This window comes from Pseudocitrobacter cyperus (genome assembly GCF_039889165.1).
GTDB classification, from domain to species: domain Bacteria; phylum Pseudomonadota; class Gammaproteobacteria; order Enterobacterales; family Enterobacteriaceae; genus Pseudocitrobacter; species Pseudocitrobacter cyperus.
Window position 1 is genome coordinate 130,801 of the sequence record NZ_JAYMYY010000005.1, and the last position, 16,490, is coordinate 147,290.

Genomic DNA, 16,490 nt, shown 5'->3' on the forward strand with positions numbered 1-16,490 from the left:
GAAGAAAAATTGCGCGAAGTTTAGCACAGCGGCACCAGACAGCCCTATTAATGACGGGTGTATCCTGTGTGGAAAAATTAGGGAGGCTTTATGAAACGGAGAAAAGTGCAGGAGCCAACGCTGCGCGAACGATGCCGGGCCATCTTTCAGGATGAGCCGCCGGTGCAGTACGTCTGGGAGCCGGAGTTCGATTACGATACGGAATCGTTGCGTGAGTTGGCAAAGACGCCGTGGCAGCAGATTACGGGGCATCAACTAGGCTGCTATTACGTATTAAATCTGGTTTATCACGAACCGATGCAGCCAGAACTGTTTCGCTATCTCTTTCCCCTGTGTCTTGCTGAGTGGCATGAAGTGCTGATGGATGACGGCTATGGTGATTATTTTGAAGAGTCGTTATTGAAAGCGCTGCGACGGCCTTATCTGTGGCAAGAGATGATGGATAGCCAACAGCGTCAAAAAGTTCGTCACTTTTTGATTGAGACGATGCTGGCGCAAATGGATAACGTCCGCAGCTTTGATCGGCATCCCTGCGGATGGCTGGCCACTTACAATGGCCTGGGCGGTGCGGCTGCGGTGATACGCGCTATCTGGACGCAGTGGTGGGCGCTGGAAACACCGGGCAGAGCCATTTGTGCGCTTCAGTACGCCGCTTACCTTATCTATCCGGAAGGTGACAATCCACTTTGGCCGGACGAGCCGCGCTTATGGTATCACCCGCTAAGCGATGAACATGCGTGGACGGCGGAAAATCGCGCGTTTTTACGCGGGGTGTTAACGCCTGATACTTTACTGGCTGGGGCTCAGGCCGCTGCCGAAAGATTGCGAGATGAACCGGAAGGCGCAATGGCAGCGCGTATCGCGAGCGACGCGCAGGAGGCTCGCGATATCATCACCATTCAAATTGAAGACCTACTGCTGGACTTGTCTCGTGCCGAGTCAGGTCACGCGTTGGAATAACGTTCCGTTTCCGGCATCCAGCGCTCGATCAGCGCGGTGGCCTGCTGTGGATAACGGTCATGAACGTGGCGGGCGATGCGCTGAACTTCGGGGATCATCGCCTGATCGCGCAGTAAATCCGCCACTTTGAACTCAGCATTGCCCGTCTGGCGTGTACCGAGCAGTTCGCCCGGGCCGCGAATTTCGAGATCTTTTTGCGCAATCACGAAGCCGTCGTTACTGTCGCGCAGCACCTGCAGGCGCATTTGCGCCGTTTTGGAAAGCGGCGATTTGTAGAGCAGAACGCAGTGGGACGCCACCGCGCCACGGCCCACGCGGCCACGTAGCTGGTGAAGTTGCGCAAGGCCTAAACGTTCCGGATTTTCGATAATCATCAGGCTGGCGTTGGGCACATCGACGCCCACTTCAATCACCGTGGTGGCGATCAACAGATGCAGGTCGCCCTGCTTGAAGGCGTGCATCACCGCCTGTTTCTCGGCGGGCTTCATGCGCCCGTGTACGAGACCGACGTTCAGTTCAGGCAACGCCAGTTTCAACTCTTCCCACGTGGCTTCCGCCGCCTGCGCTTCCAGCAGTTCTGATTCTTCAATCAGCGTACAGACCCAATAAGCCTGACGCCCCTCTTCGGTGCAGGCGTGGCGCACACGGTTAATGATATCGCTGCGGCGCGTGTCCGGGATCGCGACGGTGGTGACTGGTGTGCGGCCCGGCGGCAGTTCGTCGATCACCGAGGTATCAAGATCGGCATAGGCGGTCATTGCCAGCGTTCGCGGAATGGGCGTGGCGGTCATAATTAACTGATGGGGATGGAAGCCCTGCTGTTGGCCTTTCTCCCACAGCGCCAGCCGCTGGTGGACGCCAAAACGATGCTGTTCGTCGATAATCACCAGCGCCATGCCGTTAAACTGCACCTGTTCCTGGAAAATCGCGTGGGTGCCGACAATCATCTGCACCTGGCCGCTGGCAATTGCTTCCTGCTGCGCCTGACGCGCTTTTCCTTTCTGCTTCCCGGCGAGCCAGCCCACTTCGATACCGAGCGGCTCAAACCAGTTGCGGAAGTTATTGGCATGCTGTTCGGCGAGCAGTTCGGTTGGCGCCATCAGTGCCACCTGCTTGCCATGAGCAATCGCCCTCAATGCCGCCAGCGCGGCAACCAGCGTTTTACCGGAGCCCACATCACCCTGCACCAGGCGCATCATGGGAATATCCAGCGCCATATCGTGTTCTATCTCCGCCACTACACGCGTTTGCGCGCCGGTCGGTTTGAACGGCAGTGAAGCAAGGAAACGGCTTTTCAGTTCGCCCTGCGGGCTGAGCGGCAGGGCGTGATAGCGCTGAGCCCCGGCACGAAGCGCCAGCATGCTCAGGTTATGGGCAAGTAACTCTTCCAGAATTAAACGTTGCTGGGCCGGATGCTTGCCGGTTTCCAGGTCGCTAAGTTGAAGTGAAGGCGGCGGGCGGTGCAGGGTACGCAACGCTTCCGGCAGGCTCATCATGCCCTGTGCCAGTTCGGGTGGCAGCAGTTCGGCAATGGCGCAGGTGTCGAGTAAATCCAGCGCCTGGTCGGTGAGTTTGCGTAGCGTCGCCTGTTTGATGCCTTCTGTCGTGGGATAAACCGGCGTCAGTGTTTCTTGTAACTCTGGCGTGCTCAGATCGCCCTGTACGCGGTATTCCGGGTGGATCATCTCCGCGCCAAATTTGCCGCGCTTTGCTTCGCCGTAGGCCAGCACGCGTCGCCCGGTCGCAAGGCTGTTTTTCATCGCCGCGTTAAAGTTGAAGAAACGCATGGTGAGGATGCCCGTGCCGTCGCTAATCTGGCAGGTCATCATACGGCGGCCGCCGAAGGTAATGTTTGAATTGAGAATCTCGCCCTCTACCGTGGCATAGATGCCTGGCAGTAGTTCGCCGATAGGGTAGAGATGAGTGCGATCTTCGTAGCGCAACGGCAGGTGAAGCAGCAGATCCTGCACTGTGTGCAGGCCAATTTTGGCGAGCTTCTGACTTTGTGCTGCGCCAACGCCCGTTAGCGAACTGAGCGGAACAGCATCTAACAGGCGGCCTTGCATGGATTACCTCGTGGCCTGCATGGTGGCCCACCAGACTGCATCGGCTTCAATCTCGCCGCGATCGTTGACGTGTGGGTAGGGAAGGCCTTTGCGCTTCGCGACGTTTGCCAGCACCGGATAGCCGCCTTCAAACAGCAGGCGCTGTTGTTCGTCGTCCGGCAGCATACTGTTTTCACGCTGGTACATACCGGCGTTCTGCCGCTGGCGCTGCGCTTCATACAGAATCAGCGCGGAGGCCACAGAAACGTTGAGCGACTGCACCATCCCGATCATCGGAATGATGATGTCCTGGTCTGCGAGTGCTAACGCTTCCTGAGTGATGCCGGTTTTCTCCTGACCCATTAAAATACAGGTCGGACGGGTATAATCGATTTCGCGAAAATCGACTGCTTTATCGGAGAGATTGGTCGCCAGCACCTGCATGCCACGCCCTTTCAGATGCGAAACCGCCTCGCCAATCGTCGGATGCGTTTTCACCGAAACCCAACTGTTGCTGCCCGCCGCGGTCGACGCCATAGTGCGCATGCGGCTGCCTGGCCAAACGGCGTGAACTTCATGCACGCCCACGGCGTCAGCGGTGCGCACAATCGCTGAAACGTTATGAGGTTTGTGGACTTGCTCCATGCAGACGGTCAGGTCAGGCTGTCGCCTGGCGAGCATCTCGCGGATACGCGCATAACGTTTAGAGTTCATAAAACTAGTTTCGGTTACGTGTGACTTTAATGACGTCCGGCATTACGCGAATTTTGCGCATGATATTCGCCAGATGTACGCGGTCGCGCGCGGTCAGGCGGATAAAGGCGCTGTATACGCGGCCATCTTTCTCTTCGGTATTCAGGCTCTGAATATTGGATGTCGCAGTATTGATTGCCGCCGTCAGGTTGGCCAGCGCACCCTGATGGTTGAACATATCCACCTTAATTTCGGTGATAAATTCCTGCTCCGTCTCTTTATCCCACTCAACGGCCATAAACTTCTCAGGCTCTTTCTGATAGCCACGGATGTTACGGCAGGACTCATGGTGGATAACCAGGCCTTTGCCCGGACTGACGTGAGCAATGATGGGGTCGCCAGGAATGGGGCGGCAGCATTTTGCGAAGGTGATCAGTACGCCATCTGCGCCTTTGATAGGCAGATGCGCATGGCCGGAAGCACCCGGTGCCGAAGGCGTGGCTTCACCCTGTTGCAGGTTCTTCGCGACAACAACGCTCATGGCGTTGCCAAGACCGATTTCAGCCAGCAGATCGTCGAGCGAAGTGAGCTTCATGCGGTCAAGTTCACGCTGGATGTGCTCTGGTGGAATTTCCGCGAGCTTACGACTGCCGCCCAACGCGTGGTTGAGCAGACGGCGACCCAGACTCACGGAATCATCACGCTTGAGGTTTTTCAGCAACTGGCGAATTTTAGCTCGCGCTTTCGAACTGACGACAAAGTTCAGCCACGCGGCATTCGGGCGAGCGCCAGGTGCGGTAATAATTTCGACGGTTTGGCCGCTGGAGAGCGGCTGCGACAGCGGGTAAGGCTGACGGTCGACGCGCGCGCCCACGCAGGCATGGCCGATATCGGTATGCACCGCATAAGCGAAGTCGACAGGCGTTGCACCGGCAGGCAGTTCGACAATACGCCCTTCCGGTGTGAAAACGTAAATCTCATCCGGGAAGAGATCGGATTTAACGCTCTCGATAAATTCAAACGAGCTACCGGCGCTTTGTTGCAGCTCCAGCAGGCTCTGCATCCAGCGCTGGGCGCGGATTTGTGCGGTAGTGCTGGTTTCGCCGTGCTCTTTATAAGCCCAGTGTGCGGCAACACCCATCTCCGCCATCTGATCCATATCTTCGGTACGGATCTGAACCTCAACCGGCACGCCGTGCGGGCCGATCATCGAGGTGTGCAAAGATTGATAGCCGTTCGCTTTTGGAATGGCGATGTAATCTTTCACGCGCCCCGGGCGTGGCTTGTACAGGCTGTGCATCTGGCCGAGTACGCGATAACAGGTATCGGAATCATTGACGATCACGCGGAAGGCGTAGATATCCATGATCGAGTGAAAACGCTGCTCTTTGAGCACCATTTTGCAGTAAATCGAATAAAGATGTTTCTCGCGACCACTGACGCGGCACGGTATTCCCGCCTCCTGCAAACGCCCTTCGATTTCCGAGAGGATTTTTTGGATCATCTCTTTACGATTGCCGCGCGCGGCTTTCACCACCTCTTTAATCACGCGGTAACGGTTAGGGTACAGCGCTTCAAAACCCAGCTCTTCGAGTTCGGTTTTAATGTGGTGGATACCTAAACGGTGCGCCAGCGGGCTGTAGATTTCGAGGGTTTCACGGGCGATGCGGCGACGTTTGTCCGGGCGGAGTGAGCCCAGCGTGCGCATGTTGTGGGTACGGTCTGCGAGTTTGATGAGGATGACGCGGATATCCTGCACCATCGCCATAATCATCTTGCGAAAGTTTTCGGCCTGCGCCTCTTTCTTATCGCGGAACTTGAGTTTATCAAGTTTCGACACCCCTTCTACCAGTTCGGCGACGCTTTTACCAAAAAGCTGTTCCATGTCCTGGTAGGTGGCAGGGGTATCTTCAATCACGTCATGCAATAGCGCCGCCATCAGCGTTTCATAGTCGAGTTTCATCTCGGCCAGAATGCAGGCAACCGCTACAGGATGGGTGATATAGGGTTCACCGCTTGAACGTGTCTGGCCCTCGTGAGCATCACGTGCAACGAGGTACGCCTGCCGAAGACGTTTGATTTGATCTTCCGGCAGGTAGTTTTGAATCAGTTGATTCAGGCTTTCAAACAGATACAAGGGCGACCCGCTTTTTAATTAACGACGACCTTCAGCAATAGCGGTAACGGCCTGTAATTCAGCGGCTTCCTGCTCTTGCTGTTCCTGGCGCTCGCGCACGTCGAGGATCTGGTTGTTGATCAGACCTTCTTCGATTTCACGCAGTGCAATTACGGTAGTTTTATCGTTTTCTTCCGGTACCAGCGGATCCTTTCCGCCCACCTGCATCTGACGAGCGCGACGCGCGGCGACCAGTACCAGGTCAAAACGGTTACCAATTTTCTCTACAGCGTCCTGAACAGTTACGCGTGCCATACTTTAATGCTCCACAGGTGAAGAAATGACTGGGCATGATACTGAAAGTGGGTTCAGTCTGCCAATAGTTTGCTGATTAAAGCGTCATGTCGCTGCTTTTGGCGGCTCATGCGCAGACGTTCAGCGCGGATAATCGTTTTCAGATCGCCTAACGCGGTATCAAAATCGTCGTTCACGATCAGGTAATCATATTCCGCGTAATGGCTCATTTCTGCAACTGCCTGCGCCATTCGTTTGGTGATCACCTCTTCGCTGTCCTGGCCGCGGCCACGCAGGCGGCGATCCAGCTCAATTTTGGACGGTGGCAGAATAAATATGCTGCGCGCATGCGGCATTTTAGTGCGAATTTGCTGCGCGCCCTGCCAGTCGATATCAAGAAACACATCGACGCCCGTTGCCAGCACTTGCTCAATGGTTTCGCGCGAAGTGCCGTAGTAATTACCGAACACTTCCGCATGTTCAAGAAACGCGTCTCTGCCAATCATGGTTTTAAATTCGTCATGATTCACAAAGTAATAATGTTCACCGTGTACTTCACCCGGACGCGGCGCGCGCGTGGTATGCGAAACAGAAACCTGAGTGTCGTATAACGGTTGGGTTTTCAATAAAGCCTGAATCAGGCTGGATTTACCTGCGCCACTGGGGGCAGAAACAATATAAAGCGTGCCTTGAGCCATGAGTGTCTGTGTATGTTGCCAGCAATGAAGTTCTACATACGGGCTTATTATACACGTCGGCGCATCGTGACGTAGTCTTTGTCACACTTTTTGCGCTGGTTTCTTTCATTTTGCGTGCCAGTTTCCTGATTTCATTACCCGTTGCTGCAATAAATCAAATTCTGCGGAACCGTCCCCGGAGAATACGTTTTACCCGTTAGCACTCTTTTTCGCCTGGCGGTACAACGGATGCACAGCGCAAAAGGAGGGGCGAAAGTGAAAAGGATACTACTGCTGTTAATTGCAATCGTAACGGGGGCTCAGGCGACTTGCCCTGCCTGGGCTCCCGCACGGGCGGAGCGGGAAATTGCACAGTTAACGACGCAAATCGCACGCTGGAATGATGACTACTGGCGACAAGGGGTGAGTGAGGTGAGTGATGGCGTCTACGATCAGCTATCCGCGCGGCTGGGTCAGTGGCGGCGCTGTTTTGGTTACGATGAGCGCGGTGAAAGTACGCCGCCGATACTGGCTTCCGGGGTGAGGCATCCGGTTGCGCACACGGGGGTACATAAACTGGCGGATGCGCGGGCGGTGAATCAGTGGATGGCAGGCCAGCGGGATCTCTGGGTACAACCTAAAGTCGATGGCGTCGCAGTGACGCTGGTTTATCGCCAGGGGCGATTGCAGCAGGCTATCAGTCGTGGAGATGGTCTGAAAGGTGAGGACTGGACAGAGAAAGTGCGCCATATCCCTGCTATTCCGCAAAATGTGTCGGGAAGGCTAAGCGAGAGCGTTATACAAGGCGAAATCTTTGTGCAACGTGACGGACACATCCAGAAGCAGATGGGGGGGATGAATGCGCGAGCCAAAGTTGCCGGGGCGCTAATGCGCCAGCGGGAAAGCAAAACGCTGGCTAATCTCGGCATATTTATCTGGGCCTGGCCGGATGGGCCTAAGGAGATGGAAGAACGGCTGGCGCTGCTAAGTCAGGCAGGGTTTCCGTTAGCGCAACGCTATTCACAGAAGGTGGCTCGCCTGGAAGAGGTCGCCCGCTGGCGCGAGCGCTGGTTTAGTTCGCCGCTGCCGTTCGTTACTGATGGTGTGGTGATCCGCTCAGCCAATGAGCCGGAAGGTAAGCACTGGCTACCCACGCAGGGCAGTTGGGTTGCCGCCTGGAAATATGAACCGGTATCCCAGGTAGCCGAGGTCAAAGGCGTCAGCTTTACGGTAGGGCGCACCGGGAAAATTGCCGTAGTGGCGCAACTGCTGCCGGTAACGTTGGATGATAAACAGGTGCGGCGGGTGAATATTGGTTCTGTCGGGCGCTGGCAAACACTGGATATCGCCGCGGGAGATCAGGTATTGATTAGCCTCGCCGGGCAGGGGATCCCCCGCATTGATCGCGTGGTCTGGCGCGGCACACAGCGCACGAAGCCTGTTCCTCCCGTGCAGAAGTACCATGCACTCACCTGCTTTTACGCCACGCCCGGTTGCGAAGAGCAGTTTATGGCACGGCTGGAGTGGCTGGGGTCAAAGGCAGTTTTCGATATTGATGGTCTTGGGCGCGCGGGCTGGCAGACGCTGCATCAGGCGCACCCTTTTGCGCATCTCTTCTCATGGCTGACGCTGACGCCGGAACAGTTGCAAAGTACGCCTGGGCTCTCACCGTCCAGGGCAGCACAGTTATGGCATCGGTTTGACCTGGTTCGACAGCAGCCATTTAAACGCTGGGTTATGGCATTCGGCTTACCGCTTAATCAGGCTGCGCTGGATGCACTGGCGGATCATCGCTGGGAAGAGATAGCAGCGCGTGATGAGAAGGGGTGGCAAGATCTGCCCGGTATGGGAAACAAGCGCGCGAAGCTCATGGTTGAGGCAGTACATCACCCGGATATTTCCCGACTGACGCAATGGCTCGCCAGCCAGAAAATCCCCGGATTCTGAAATTAGTGCGCGTTGTGTTTGTAATAGAACACCGGTAGCCCCAGTTTCAGGCGCAGTGCCAGCAACCGCGCGGTAAAGCCAAAAAGCAGAGTGGCAATCACGACCACATCCTGGTTGCTGACATAATGTTGCAGGGCGACATAGAGCACGGCGGCGGAAAACGACACGCCTGCATATAGCTCCTTCTGGAAAACCAGGGGAATGCGTTTACAGAACATATCGCGCAGCACGCCGCCAAATACGCCAGTGACTACCGCGGCAATGGTGGCGATAACCGGGCCTTCGCCCATATCCAGCGCGATTTGCGCGCCGATGATAGAGAACACGACCAGGCCCAACGCATCCAGCACCAGAAACAGTTTGCGCAAATAGGGCATTACCGGGGCCACGATGGTCGTCAACACCGCCGCTGTCGCCACAATAATGACGTATTCCGGATGCTTCACCCAACCCAGCGGGTAGTGGCCTAACAAAATATCGCGCACCGACCCACCGCCCAGTGCGGTAGCCGTGGCGATGATGATCACGCCAAAAGTATCCATGCGTCGACGCCCGGCGGCCAGCGCGCCTGTCATGGCTTCGGCGGTAATCCCGATAAGGTAAAGAACGTGCAGTAACATAAGCGCCCCCGAAATTGATGGCGGAAGGGTAGCGATTTGTGTGCGGCGTCACGATTGAGATTTTCTAAGGTGAAGTGGTTTGGATTAGAAAAAATAATGGATGAATTTTGTTTGTTTGAGGTTTAGCGGGGTTGGAGCATTTTCATAAGATAATTTTAGCTTAGGAAAACTAAAGTGGCCCACGCGAGGTGGGCCAACGGAATACCGATTACTCGATGTTCTGAATCTGCTCGCGCATTTGCTCAATCAGAACCTTAAGTTCAATGGCAGAGTTCGTCACATCGGCATTGATGGATTTCGACGCCAGGGTGTTCGACTCGCGGTTAAATTCCTGCATCATAAAGTCGAGACGACGGCCAACGGCCTCTTTCTTCTTCAGGATGTTATAGGTTTCTTTAACGTGCGCTTCCAGACGGTCGAGCTCTTCGGCAACGTCGATGCGCTGCGCCATCAGCACAAGTTCTTGCTCGAGGCGGTTGTTTTCCAGTTGAACTTCAGCATCTTCCAGTTTTGCCACCAGGCGTTCACGCTGCCATTGCAGAATTTCTGGCATGTGCGCGCGCACTTTGGCGACTTCAGTGCTGACACCTTCCAGACGCTGTTCAATCAGCGCCTTCAGCGCCTGACCTTCTGTTTCACGGGCGATAATGAAGGCGTCCAGCGTGTTATCGAGCGCTGAAAGGATTTCAGCGGTAATCGCGTCGAGATCCTGTTCCTGTGCCGCCATCACGCCTGGCCAGCGCAGAATATCAACCGGATTAATCTCGCCTTCGTCGCTCTGCATTTTTACCCAGTTTGCGGCGTTAACCAGTTGCTTAGCCAGTTTCTCGTTGAGAATGAGCTCACCCTGAGCGCTGGCATCGGGCTCAAAACGCAGGGTGCATTCGACTTTACCGCGCGTCAGACGGGAACGCAGGCGCTCGCGTACAACCGGCTCCAGGCTGCGAAATTGCTCTGGCAGGCGGAAATAGGTTTCAAGATAACGCTGGTTCACTGAGCGCAGTTCCCAGGCGGCGCTGCCCCATTGGCCCTTGATTTCATGGCGGGCGTAGGCGGTCATACTGCGGATCATAGACGTTCCTGTTTTTAAAGGAGTGATGGGGGGATTATAGCTTTCACTCTCCTGGCAGGATAGGAATAACAGCCGGAAGTCCGTATAATGCGCAGCCACATTCGTTTTAAGCCGGAGATTTATCATGCGTCCAGCAGGCCGTAGCGCCAACCAGGTGCGTCCCGTCACCCTGACCCGTAACTATACAAAACACGCTGAAGGCTCCGTGCTTGTCGAATTCGGTGAAACCAAAGTCCTGTGCACCGCCTCTGTTGAAGAGAGCGTTCCGCGTTTCCTGAAAGGCCAGGGCCAGGGATGGATCACTGCAGAATATGGCATGCTACCGCGCGCCACTCACACCCGTAACGCGCGTGAAGCGGCAAAGGGCAAGCAGGGTGGTCGCACCATGGAAATTCAGCGTCTGATCGCGCGTGCGCTGCGTGCGGCGGTAGATCTGAAAGCGCTGGGCGAGTTCACCATTACCCTTGACTGCGACGTCATTCAGGCCGATGGCGGTACCCGCACCGCGTCTATTACCGGAGCCTGCGTGGCGCTGGCCGATGCGCTGAATAAGCTGGTCGCTGCTGGCAAACTGAAAACCAACCCAATGAAGGGCATGGTCGCGGCGGTGTCAGTCGGGATTGTCGATGGTGAAGCGCGTTGCGACCTTGAGTACGTTGAAGACTCCGCGGCAGAAACTGACATGAACGTCGTAATGATGGAAGACGGCCGCATGATCGAGGTGCAGGGCACCGCAGAGGGCGAGCCGTTCAGCCACGAAGAGTTACTCACCTTGCTGGCGTTGGCCCGAGGGGGTATCGAATCCATTGTAGCGACGCAGAAGGCGGCGCTGGAAAACTGATTATTAAGGCGACTGATGAGTCGCCTTTTTTTTGTCCGTAGAAAAGTAAGTGAGGAGCGAATCCATGAAACCGTATCAGCGCCAGTTTATTGAATTTGCGCTTAGCAAGCAGGTACTGAAGTTTGGCGAATTTACGCTGAAATCCGGGCGTAAAAGCCCCTATTTCTTCAACGCCGGGCTGTTTAATACCGGGCGCGATCTGGCGTTGTTAGGCCGCTTCTACGCCGAGGCGCTGGTCGATTCCGCAATTGATTTCGACCTGCTGTTTGGCCCAGCCTACAAAGGGATTCCGATTGCCACCACCACCGCCGTGGCACTGGCCGAACACCATGACCGTGACCTGCCGTACTGCTTTAACCGTAAAGAAGCCAAAGATCACGGCGAGGGTGGAAGCCTTGTTGGTAGCCCGCTTCAGGGGCGCGTGATGCTGGTTGATGATGTGATCACCGCGGGTACCGCGATTCGTGAGTCGATGGAGATTATTCAGGCGAATGGCGCATCACTGGCTGGCGTGCTGATTTCGCTCGATCGTCAGGAGCGTGGCCGCGGCGAGATCTCCGCGATTCAGGAAGTGGAACGCGACTACGGCTGCAAGGTTATCTCTATCATTACGCTGAAAGATTTGATTGCGTATCTGGAAGAAAAACCGGAGATGGCGGAACATCTGGCGGCGGTTCGCGCCTACCGCGAAGCTTACGGCGTCTGATTCATCAGGCTGCGGGTATCCGCCCGCAGCGTGATATGCCGAATAGTTTTTCGCGCAGCGCCCTGCTATGCTTTTCGTGTCAGCAGTGGCGATAGCGTTTCTGGAATTATCCAGAAGGGTCGGCGAGTCGCCGACTTAACGCCCGCAGTTCACTCATATACCCAAAGTCGTTCCATTGTACCCCGGCACGTTTCACGTGCACGCGCTGGCGCGCTGAGTACATTTCCACGCCTTCGGGATGGTTTTCGAGTATCGCCGCTGTTGGCGCCCACTTTATCTCAGCGATGTGGAGCGTTGAATGGATGCGACCCGGGTTTGCCTTCTGGCGCTGGACTTATTTAGCTCTCCGGGCTGGAGCGCTAACGAAGAGATTCGCAGGCTGTATGCGCTCAGCAACAGCACGTCGAAGCATTACCGAACCATCGTTTTGTCGAAGCGCAACGGCGGTGAACGGCAGATCCTGGCGCCTGATTATCTGCTCAAAACCGTACAGCGTAATATTCTAAAGAATGTGCTCGTACATTTCCCGGTTTCACCCTTTGCAATGGCCTATCGTCCTGGTAGTACCGTCGTTCACAACGCGCGGCCCCATCTTCATCAACCACAGATTTTGAAGCTTGATATAGAAAGTTTCTTCGAAAATATTAGTTGGTTACAGGTATGGCGGGTATTCCGCCAGACCACATTACCCAACGCCGTAGTGACGATGCTGACGCATCTTTGCTGCTATCGCGATGCGTTGCCGCAGGGTGCGGCCACCTCGCCGGCGATCTCGAACCTGGTCATGCTGAGTTTTGATGAACGGATGGGGCGTTGGTGTCAGGAGCGTCGGATTGTTTATACCCGTTACTGCGACGATATGACCTTTTCCGGCGAGTTTTCTGCCCGGCAGGTGCGTAATAAAGCCGCAGCGCTACTGGCTGAGCTTGGGCTACGGCTGAATAAACGTAAAACCGCGCATATACCGGCCCATAAACAGCAGACGGTAACGGGCATCGTGGTGAACGAAAAGCTGCAACTTGCCCGCGAACAGCGCCGATTGTTGCGCCAGGAAGTGCATTTCTGTCGGAAATTTGGCGTTGAGTCGCATCTCCGCCGCCGCGGTCTGCCGCCAGAATCGGCTCTGCGCTACCTTCAGAGTTTGCAGGGAAAAATGGCCTGGCTGCTACAGGTCAACCCGGACGATTGCGTATTCAGACAGGCATTGCGTGACGTGCAGCAGATGACAAGGCAGATTGCTCTGCCTGAGTCTTGTTAGCGAAGTTGGGTGGCCATTAACGGCCAGCGCGCGTCAAAATCATCGGTTGGGCGATATTTAAATTCACTGCGCACGAAGCGGGAGAGCATTCCTTCACAAAAGGCGAGCAACTGGCTTGCCAGCAGAGTTTCATCCGTCTCGTAGCCTTCCCCTTCGCGCATTTTGCGTTCACGCAGCACCTGACGCAGTTGGGCTTCAATGCGCTCGAAAAGCTGATTGATGCGCCCCTGCAGGCGATCCTGCTCAAACATCAGTGCGTGACCGGTGAGAATACGCGTCAGGCCAGGGTTACGTTCGCCAAACCCGAGGATTAGCAGAACAATCAAACGCAAACGCGCAGTGGTATCTTTTTCATCTTTTAAAATCAGGTTGATGCGGGTGATCAGGCTATCTTCGATAAACTCAATCAGGCTATCAAACATGCGTGTTTTGCTGGGAAAGTGGCGATAGAGCGCCGCTTCGGAGACACCGACGGAGGCCGCCAGTTTTGCCGTAGTAATGCGTTGGCTACCATCACTGGATTCAAGCATCAGCGCCAGAGATTGAAGTATTTCTTCGCGACGATTCCGTTTCGCAGTTTGCTTTTCTGCCATGTTCTAAAATACCCCTGAAAATAAATGCTCGTCAGGCAGACATCCACACAGCGGCCGCAAATCCGAATTTGCGGTGATGTTTTTGCATTATGGCGTTGTGGGATGCGTTCAAATGTAGCCATCCGCGCAGGCGGGATGGCTACAGATCCGGTTACTGACGCCCGGAGTGGCCGAAGCCGCCTTCGCCACGTTCGGTGGCATCGAAATCTTCAACCAGATTAAACTCGGCCTGTACGACCGGGACGATAATCATTTGTGCGACGCGTTCGCCCGGCTCTATGGTGAAGGTGGTTTGCCCACGGTTCCAGATAGAGACCATCAACTGGCCCTGGTAATCAGAGTCGATGAGACCCACCAGATTGCCCAGAACGATACCATGCTTATGACCCAGACCTGAACGCGGCAGCATCATCGCTGCCAGCGAAGGATCGGCGATGTGAATCGCCAGACCGGTCGGCAACAGCGTGGTTTGGCCTGGTTCCAGAACGATAGCGCTATCGAGGCAGGCGCGCAGGTCAAGCCCGGCAGAGCCAGGGGTTGCATAGGTCGGCAGCGGGAACTCCTGGCCGATGCGCGGATCCAGAATCTTAACGTCGATTTTTTTCATCATAACGGGTAACGATCTCGTTCAGTAATAGTTGGCCCAGCAGCGCTTTGCTGCTTAACGGTAAGCGTTTATCGCCGTCCTGCCAGAAAAGGTGTAATGCATTGTTATCGCTATTAAAGCCTTGATTTGCCTGTGATACATCGTTAGCGCAGATCAGATCGAGGTTTTTGCGGGCGCGTTTTTGCCGCGCATATTCTTCCACATTATTTGTTTCGGCGGCAAATCCGACGACGTAAGGGCGGTTCGTTTTTAGCGCTGCAACGCCTGCCACGATGTCCGGGTTTTTCACCATTTTGATAATAAATTCATCGCCCTGCGTGTCCTGCTTTTTAATTTTTTCATCGGCAATGGTGGCGGCACGATAATCCGCGACAGCGGCACAGCCAATGAAAATATGCTGTTTTTGCGCGCCAGCCTGAACGGCGGCGTTCATCTCCTGCGCGGTCGTCACATCGACGCGCTGAACGAATGCGGGCGTAGGTAGCGAAACCGGGCCGCTCACGAGTGTGACATTCGCGCCGCGCTGTGCGGCAGCTCCAGCGATAGCAAAACCCATTTTACCGGAGCTGTGGTTGCTGATATAGCGAACGGGATCTAATGGCTCGCGGGTTGGGCCAGCCGTAATCATGATGTGCAAATGTTGCAGATCTTTGACAGGCGAAAAATGTGCCGCAGCCATATCAACGATGGTTAACGGGTCGAGCATACGACCCGGGCCGATATCGCCACAGGCCTGGCTGCCGCTGTCCGGGCCCCAGATGAGCAGATTGCGAGATGCCAGAACTGACAGGTTATGCTGCGTGGCTGCCGCACGATACATCTGTTGATTCATCGCGGGCACCACGGCAACCGGTGATGGCGTCGCCAGACAGATGGTGGAAACCAGGTCGTTGGCCATACCAGCCGCTACGCGAGCGATGAGATCCGCCGTGGCAGGGGCGAGAATAACGAGATCCGCCCATTTACCCAGCTCGATGTGGCCCATTGCCGCCTCTGCCGCCGGGTCGAGCAGGCTGTCGGATACCGGATAACCGGAGACGGCCTGAAGGCTCAGCGGGGTGATGAAAGCTTTTGCCGCTTCGGTCATGGCAACGCGCACTTCGGCGCCACGGTCGCGCAGACGGCGCACCAGCTCGGGGGCTTTATAGGCCGCGATACCGCCGCTCACGCCGAGAACAATTTTTTTTCCGGCCAGGCTCATCATGATTCTTTCCTGTCGAGTTCATCAGAATTTGGGCATTTTATCACAATACTTTCGGGGTCGTGCGGTTAGGGAGTATCCACTTTGCGAGGGGCTACGCAAGAGTAAAAAGTGACCCGCGCAGGCTGCGCTTTGCTGTGGCAGGATGGCGCTCATCGTCAGGAGGATGTCGTTATGGAAATGCCGGAAGCGCTGATGCCGCGCGAAAAAATGCAAAAAATGGGTATCGAAGCATTATCTGATATTGAATTACTTGCGCTTTTTTTACGCACCGGCACACGAGATAAAGATGTGATGACATGGGCGCGGGATTTACTGCACGACTTTGGCTCGTTGTACGGGCTGCTTTCTGCTTCAGAGCAGGAAATCACCCGGCAATATGGCATGGGGATTGCGAAGTGCGCCCAACTTAAAGGCATTGCTGAACTGGCGAGGCGCTACTTTAGCCTGCGCGTACAGGCTGAACATGCGTTATTGAGCCCTGAGATGACGCGTGAATTTCTGCAAAGCCAGCTTAGCGATGAGATGCGTGAGGTCTTTATCGTTATCTTCCTCGACAATCAAAACCGGGTGCTAAAGCATAGTCGGCTTTTTTCCGGTACGTTGAGCCATGTGGAAGTACACCCGCGCGAAATTGTACGAGAAGCCATCAAAGTGAACGCAGCGGCAGTGATCCTTGCGCATAATCATCCTTCAGGGAGCGCCGAGCCCAGTAAATCCGACAGACTTATTACCGAAAGGGTGGTAAAATCATACCAATTCATGGATATACGCGTCCTTGATCACCTGGTGATAGGGCGAGGCGAGTATGTCTCTTTTGCCGAACGAGGCTGGATTTAGCAGATTATTACGCGATCCAC

General features: G+C 55.3%; 16 protein-coding genes. 6 read left to right on the forward strand and 10 right to left on the reverse strand.

Annotated features, from left to right (window positions below):
• Nucleotides 1-90: 90 nt before the first annotated feature.
• Nucleotides 91-960: a hypothetical protein gene (locus VSR74_RS16485; protein ID WP_347795721.1), complete on the forward strand. Its 870-nt coding sequence runs from the start codon at nucleotides 91-93 to the stop codon at nucleotides 958-960.
• On the opposite strand, the gene recG is transcribed toward VSR74_RS16485, so the two are convergent.
• Genes recG through gmk form a run of 5 tightly spaced genes read right to left on the reverse strand, consistent with a single transcriptional unit; the run spans nucleotide 945 to nucleotide 6,806 of the window.
• Complete coding sequence (gene recG, locus VSR74_RS16490; protein ID WP_347795722.1) at nucleotides 945-3,026, reverse strand: ATP-dependent DNA helicase RecG; 2,082 nt, start codon at nucleotides 3,024-3,026, stop codon at nucleotides 945-947. The two genes, VSR74_RS16485 and recG, sit on opposite strands and share 16 nt — an antisense overlap.
• A 3-nt stretch (nucleotides 3,027-3,029) precedes the next feature.
• Nucleotides 3,030-3,719, reverse strand: coding sequence for a tRNA (guanosine(18)-2'-O)-methyltransferase TrmH (gene trmH, locus VSR74_RS16495; protein ID WP_347795723.1), 690 nt, complete (start codon nucleotides 3,717-3,719; stop codon nucleotides 3,030-3,032).
• A 4-nt stretch (nucleotides 3,720-3,723) separates the two neighbouring features.
• Nucleotides 3,724-5,835 carry a bifunctional GTP diphosphokinase/guanosine-3',5'-bis pyrophosphate 3'-pyrophosphohydrolase gene (spoT, locus tag VSR74_RS16500; RefSeq protein WP_108476544.1) on the reverse strand — a complete coding sequence of 704 codons (2,112 nt, stop codon included), beginning with the start codon at nucleotides 5,833-5,835 and terminating at the stop codon, nucleotides 3,724-3,726.
• 18 nt (nucleotides 5,836-5,853) lie between these two features.
• Entirely contained in the window at nucleotides 5,854-6,129 is a 276-nt protein-coding gene (gene rpoZ / locus VSR74_RS16505) for a DNA-directed RNA polymerase subunit omega (RefSeq protein ID WP_000135058.1), read from the reverse strand.
• Nucleotides 6,130-6,182: 53 nt separating this feature from the next.
• On the reverse strand, nucleotides 6,183-6,806 hold the full coding sequence (gene gmk / locus VSR74_RS16510; protein ID WP_015962457.1) for a guanylate kinase: 624 nt from the start codon (nucleotides 6,804-6,806) through the stop codon (nucleotides 6,183-6,185).
• Nucleotides 6,807-7,034: 228 nt separating this feature from the next.
• Here gmk and ligB point away from each other — a divergent pair, with 228 nt between their 5' ends.
• Nucleotides 7,035-8,732: an NAD-dependent DNA ligase LigB gene (gene ligB, locus VSR74_RS16515; RefSeq protein ID WP_411914262.1), complete on the forward strand. Its 1,698-nt coding sequence runs from the start codon at nucleotides 7,035-7,037 to the stop codon at nucleotides 8,730-8,732.
• 2 nt (nucleotides 8,733-8,734) lie between these two features.
• Here ligB and VSR74_RS16520 read toward each other — a convergent pair whose 3' ends face one another.
• Together VSR74_RS16520 and VSR74_RS16525 are read right to left on the reverse strand one after the other, a co-directional pair.
• Nucleotides 8,735-9,352 carry a trimeric intracellular cation channel family protein gene (locus tag VSR74_RS16520; protein WP_347795725.1) on the reverse strand — a complete coding sequence of 206 codons (618 nt, stop codon included), beginning with the start codon at nucleotides 9,350-9,352 and terminating at the stop codon, nucleotides 8,735-8,737.
• A gap of 208 nt (nucleotides 9,353-9,560) precedes the next feature.
• On the reverse strand, nucleotides 9,561-10,424 hold the full coding sequence (locus VSR74_RS16525; protein ID WP_347795726.1) for a YicC/YloC family endoribonuclease: 864 nt from the start codon (nucleotides 10,422-10,424) through the stop codon (nucleotides 9,561-9,563).
• Between the two features lie 124 nt (nucleotides 10,425-10,548).
• Here VSR74_RS16525 and rph point away from each other — a divergent pair, with 124 nt between their 5' ends.
• The 3 genes from rph to VSR74_RS16540 all read left to right on the forward strand — a co-directional run bounded on the left by rph (nucleotide 10,549) and on the right by VSR74_RS16540 (nucleotide 13,229).
• The gene (gene rph / locus VSR74_RS16530; protein ID WP_015962461.1) at nucleotides 10,549-11,265 is read left to right on the forward strand and encodes a ribonuclease PH; all 717 of its coding nucleotides are present in this window, start codon (nucleotides 10,549-10,551) and stop codon (nucleotides 11,263-11,265) included.
• Nucleotides 11,266-11,329: 64 nt separating this feature from the next.
• On the forward strand, nucleotides 11,330-11,971 hold the full coding sequence (gene pyrE, locus VSR74_RS16535; protein ID WP_347795727.1) for an orotate phosphoribosyltransferase: 642 nt from the start codon (nucleotides 11,330-11,332) through the stop codon (nucleotides 11,969-11,971).
• 298 nt (nucleotides 11,972-12,269) lie between these two features.
• A complete protein-coding gene (locus VSR74_RS16540) occupies nucleotides 12,270-13,229 on the forward strand; it encodes a reverse transcriptase domain-containing protein (RefSeq protein WP_347795728.1) in 960 nt (319 codons plus the stop codon).
• Here the strand turns inward: VSR74_RS16540 and slmA are convergent.
• The 3 genes from slmA to coaBC all read right to left on the reverse strand — a co-directional run bounded on the left by slmA (nucleotide 13,226) and on the right by coaBC (nucleotide 15,630).
• Entirely contained in the window at nucleotides 13,226-13,822 is a 597-nt protein-coding gene (gene slmA / locus VSR74_RS16545; protein WP_108476537.1) for a nucleoid occlusion factor SlmA, read from the reverse strand. The two genes, VSR74_RS16540 and slmA, sit on opposite strands and share 4 nt — an antisense overlap.
• A gap of 151 nt (nucleotides 13,823-13,973) precedes the next feature.
• Nucleotides 13,974-14,432: a dUTP diphosphatase gene (gene dut, locus VSR74_RS16550; RefSeq protein ID WP_015962466.1), complete on the reverse strand. Its 459-nt coding sequence runs from the start codon at nucleotides 14,430-14,432 to the stop codon at nucleotides 13,974-13,976.
• Nucleotides 14,410-15,630 carry a bifunctional phosphopantothenoylcysteine decarboxylase/phosphopantothenate--cysteine ligase CoaBC gene (gene coaBC, locus VSR74_RS16555; RefSeq protein ID WP_347795953.1) on the reverse strand — a complete coding sequence of 407 codons (1,221 nt, stop codon included), beginning with the start codon at nucleotides 15,628-15,630 and terminating at the stop codon, nucleotides 14,410-14,412. The genes dut and coaBC overlap by 23 nt, the downstream gene beginning before the upstream one ends.
• A 174-nt stretch (nucleotides 15,631-15,804) precedes the next feature.
• Here coaBC and radC point away from each other — a divergent pair, with 174 nt between their 5' ends.
• Nucleotides 15,805-16,470, forward strand: coding sequence for a RadC family protein (gene radC / locus VSR74_RS16560; protein ID WP_347795954.1), 666 nt, complete (start codon nucleotides 15,805-15,807; stop codon nucleotides 16,468-16,470).
• The last annotated feature ends 20 nt before the right edge of the window (nucleotides 16,471-16,490 follow it).

Bases quoted from the DNA above. Each gene is read 5' to 3' on its own strand.
- ligB (WP_411914262.1), top strand. From the start codon at position 7,035: ATGCACAGCGCAAAAGGAGGGGCGAAAGTGAAAAGGATACTACTGCTG.
- trmH (WP_347795723.1), bottom strand. From the start codon at position 3,719: ATGAACTCTAAACGTTATGCGCGTATCCGCGAGATGCTCGCCAGGCGA.
- VSR74_RS16540 (WP_347795728.1), top strand. From the start codon at position 12,270: ATGGATGCGACCCGGGTTTGCCTTCTGGCGCTGGACTTATTTAGCTCT.
- recG (WP_347795722.1), bottom strand. From the start codon at position 3,026: ATGCAAGGCCGCCTGTTAGATGCTGTTCCGCTCAGTTCGCTAACGGGC.
- gmk (WP_015962457.1), bottom strand. From the start codon at position 6,806: ATGGCTCAAGGCACGCTTTATATTGTTTCTGCCCCCAGTGGCGCAGGT.
- VSR74_RS16525 (WP_347795726.1), bottom strand. From the start codon at position 10,424: ATGATCCGCAGTATGACCGCCTACGCCCGCCATGAAATCAAGGGCCAA.
- pyrE (WP_347795727.1), top strand. From the start codon at position 11,330: ATGAAACCGTATCAGCGCCAGTTTATTGAATTTGCGCTTAGCAAGCAG.
- coaBC (WP_347795953.1), bottom strand. From the start codon at position 15,630: ATGAGCCTGGCCGGAAAAAAAATTGTTCTCGGCGTGAGCGGCGGTATC.
- radC (WP_347795954.1), top strand. From the start codon at position 15,805: ATGGAAATGCCGGAAGCGCTGATGCCGCGCGAAAAAATGCAAAAAATG.
- rpoZ (WP_000135058.1), bottom strand. From the start codon at position 6,129: ATGGCACGCGTAACTGTTCAGGACGCTGTAGAGAAAATTGGTAACCGT.
- rph (WP_015962461.1), top strand. From the start codon at position 10,549: ATGCGTCCAGCAGGCCGTAGCGCCAACCAGGTGCGTCCCGTCACCCTG.
- VSR74_RS16520 (WP_347795725.1), bottom strand. From the start codon at position 9,352: ATGTTACTGCACGTTCTTTACCTTATCGGGATTACCGCCGAAGCCATG.
- dut (WP_015962466.1), bottom strand. From the start codon at position 14,432: ATGATGAAAAAAATCGACGTTAAGATTCTGGATCCGCGCATCGGCCAG.
- VSR74_RS16485 (WP_347795721.1), top strand. From the start codon at position 91: ATGAAACGGAGAAAAGTGCAGGAGCCAACGCTGCGCGAACGATGCCGG.
- slmA (WP_108476537.1), bottom strand. From the start codon at position 13,822: ATGGCAGAAAAGCAAACTGCGAAACGGAATCGTCGCGAAGAAATACTT.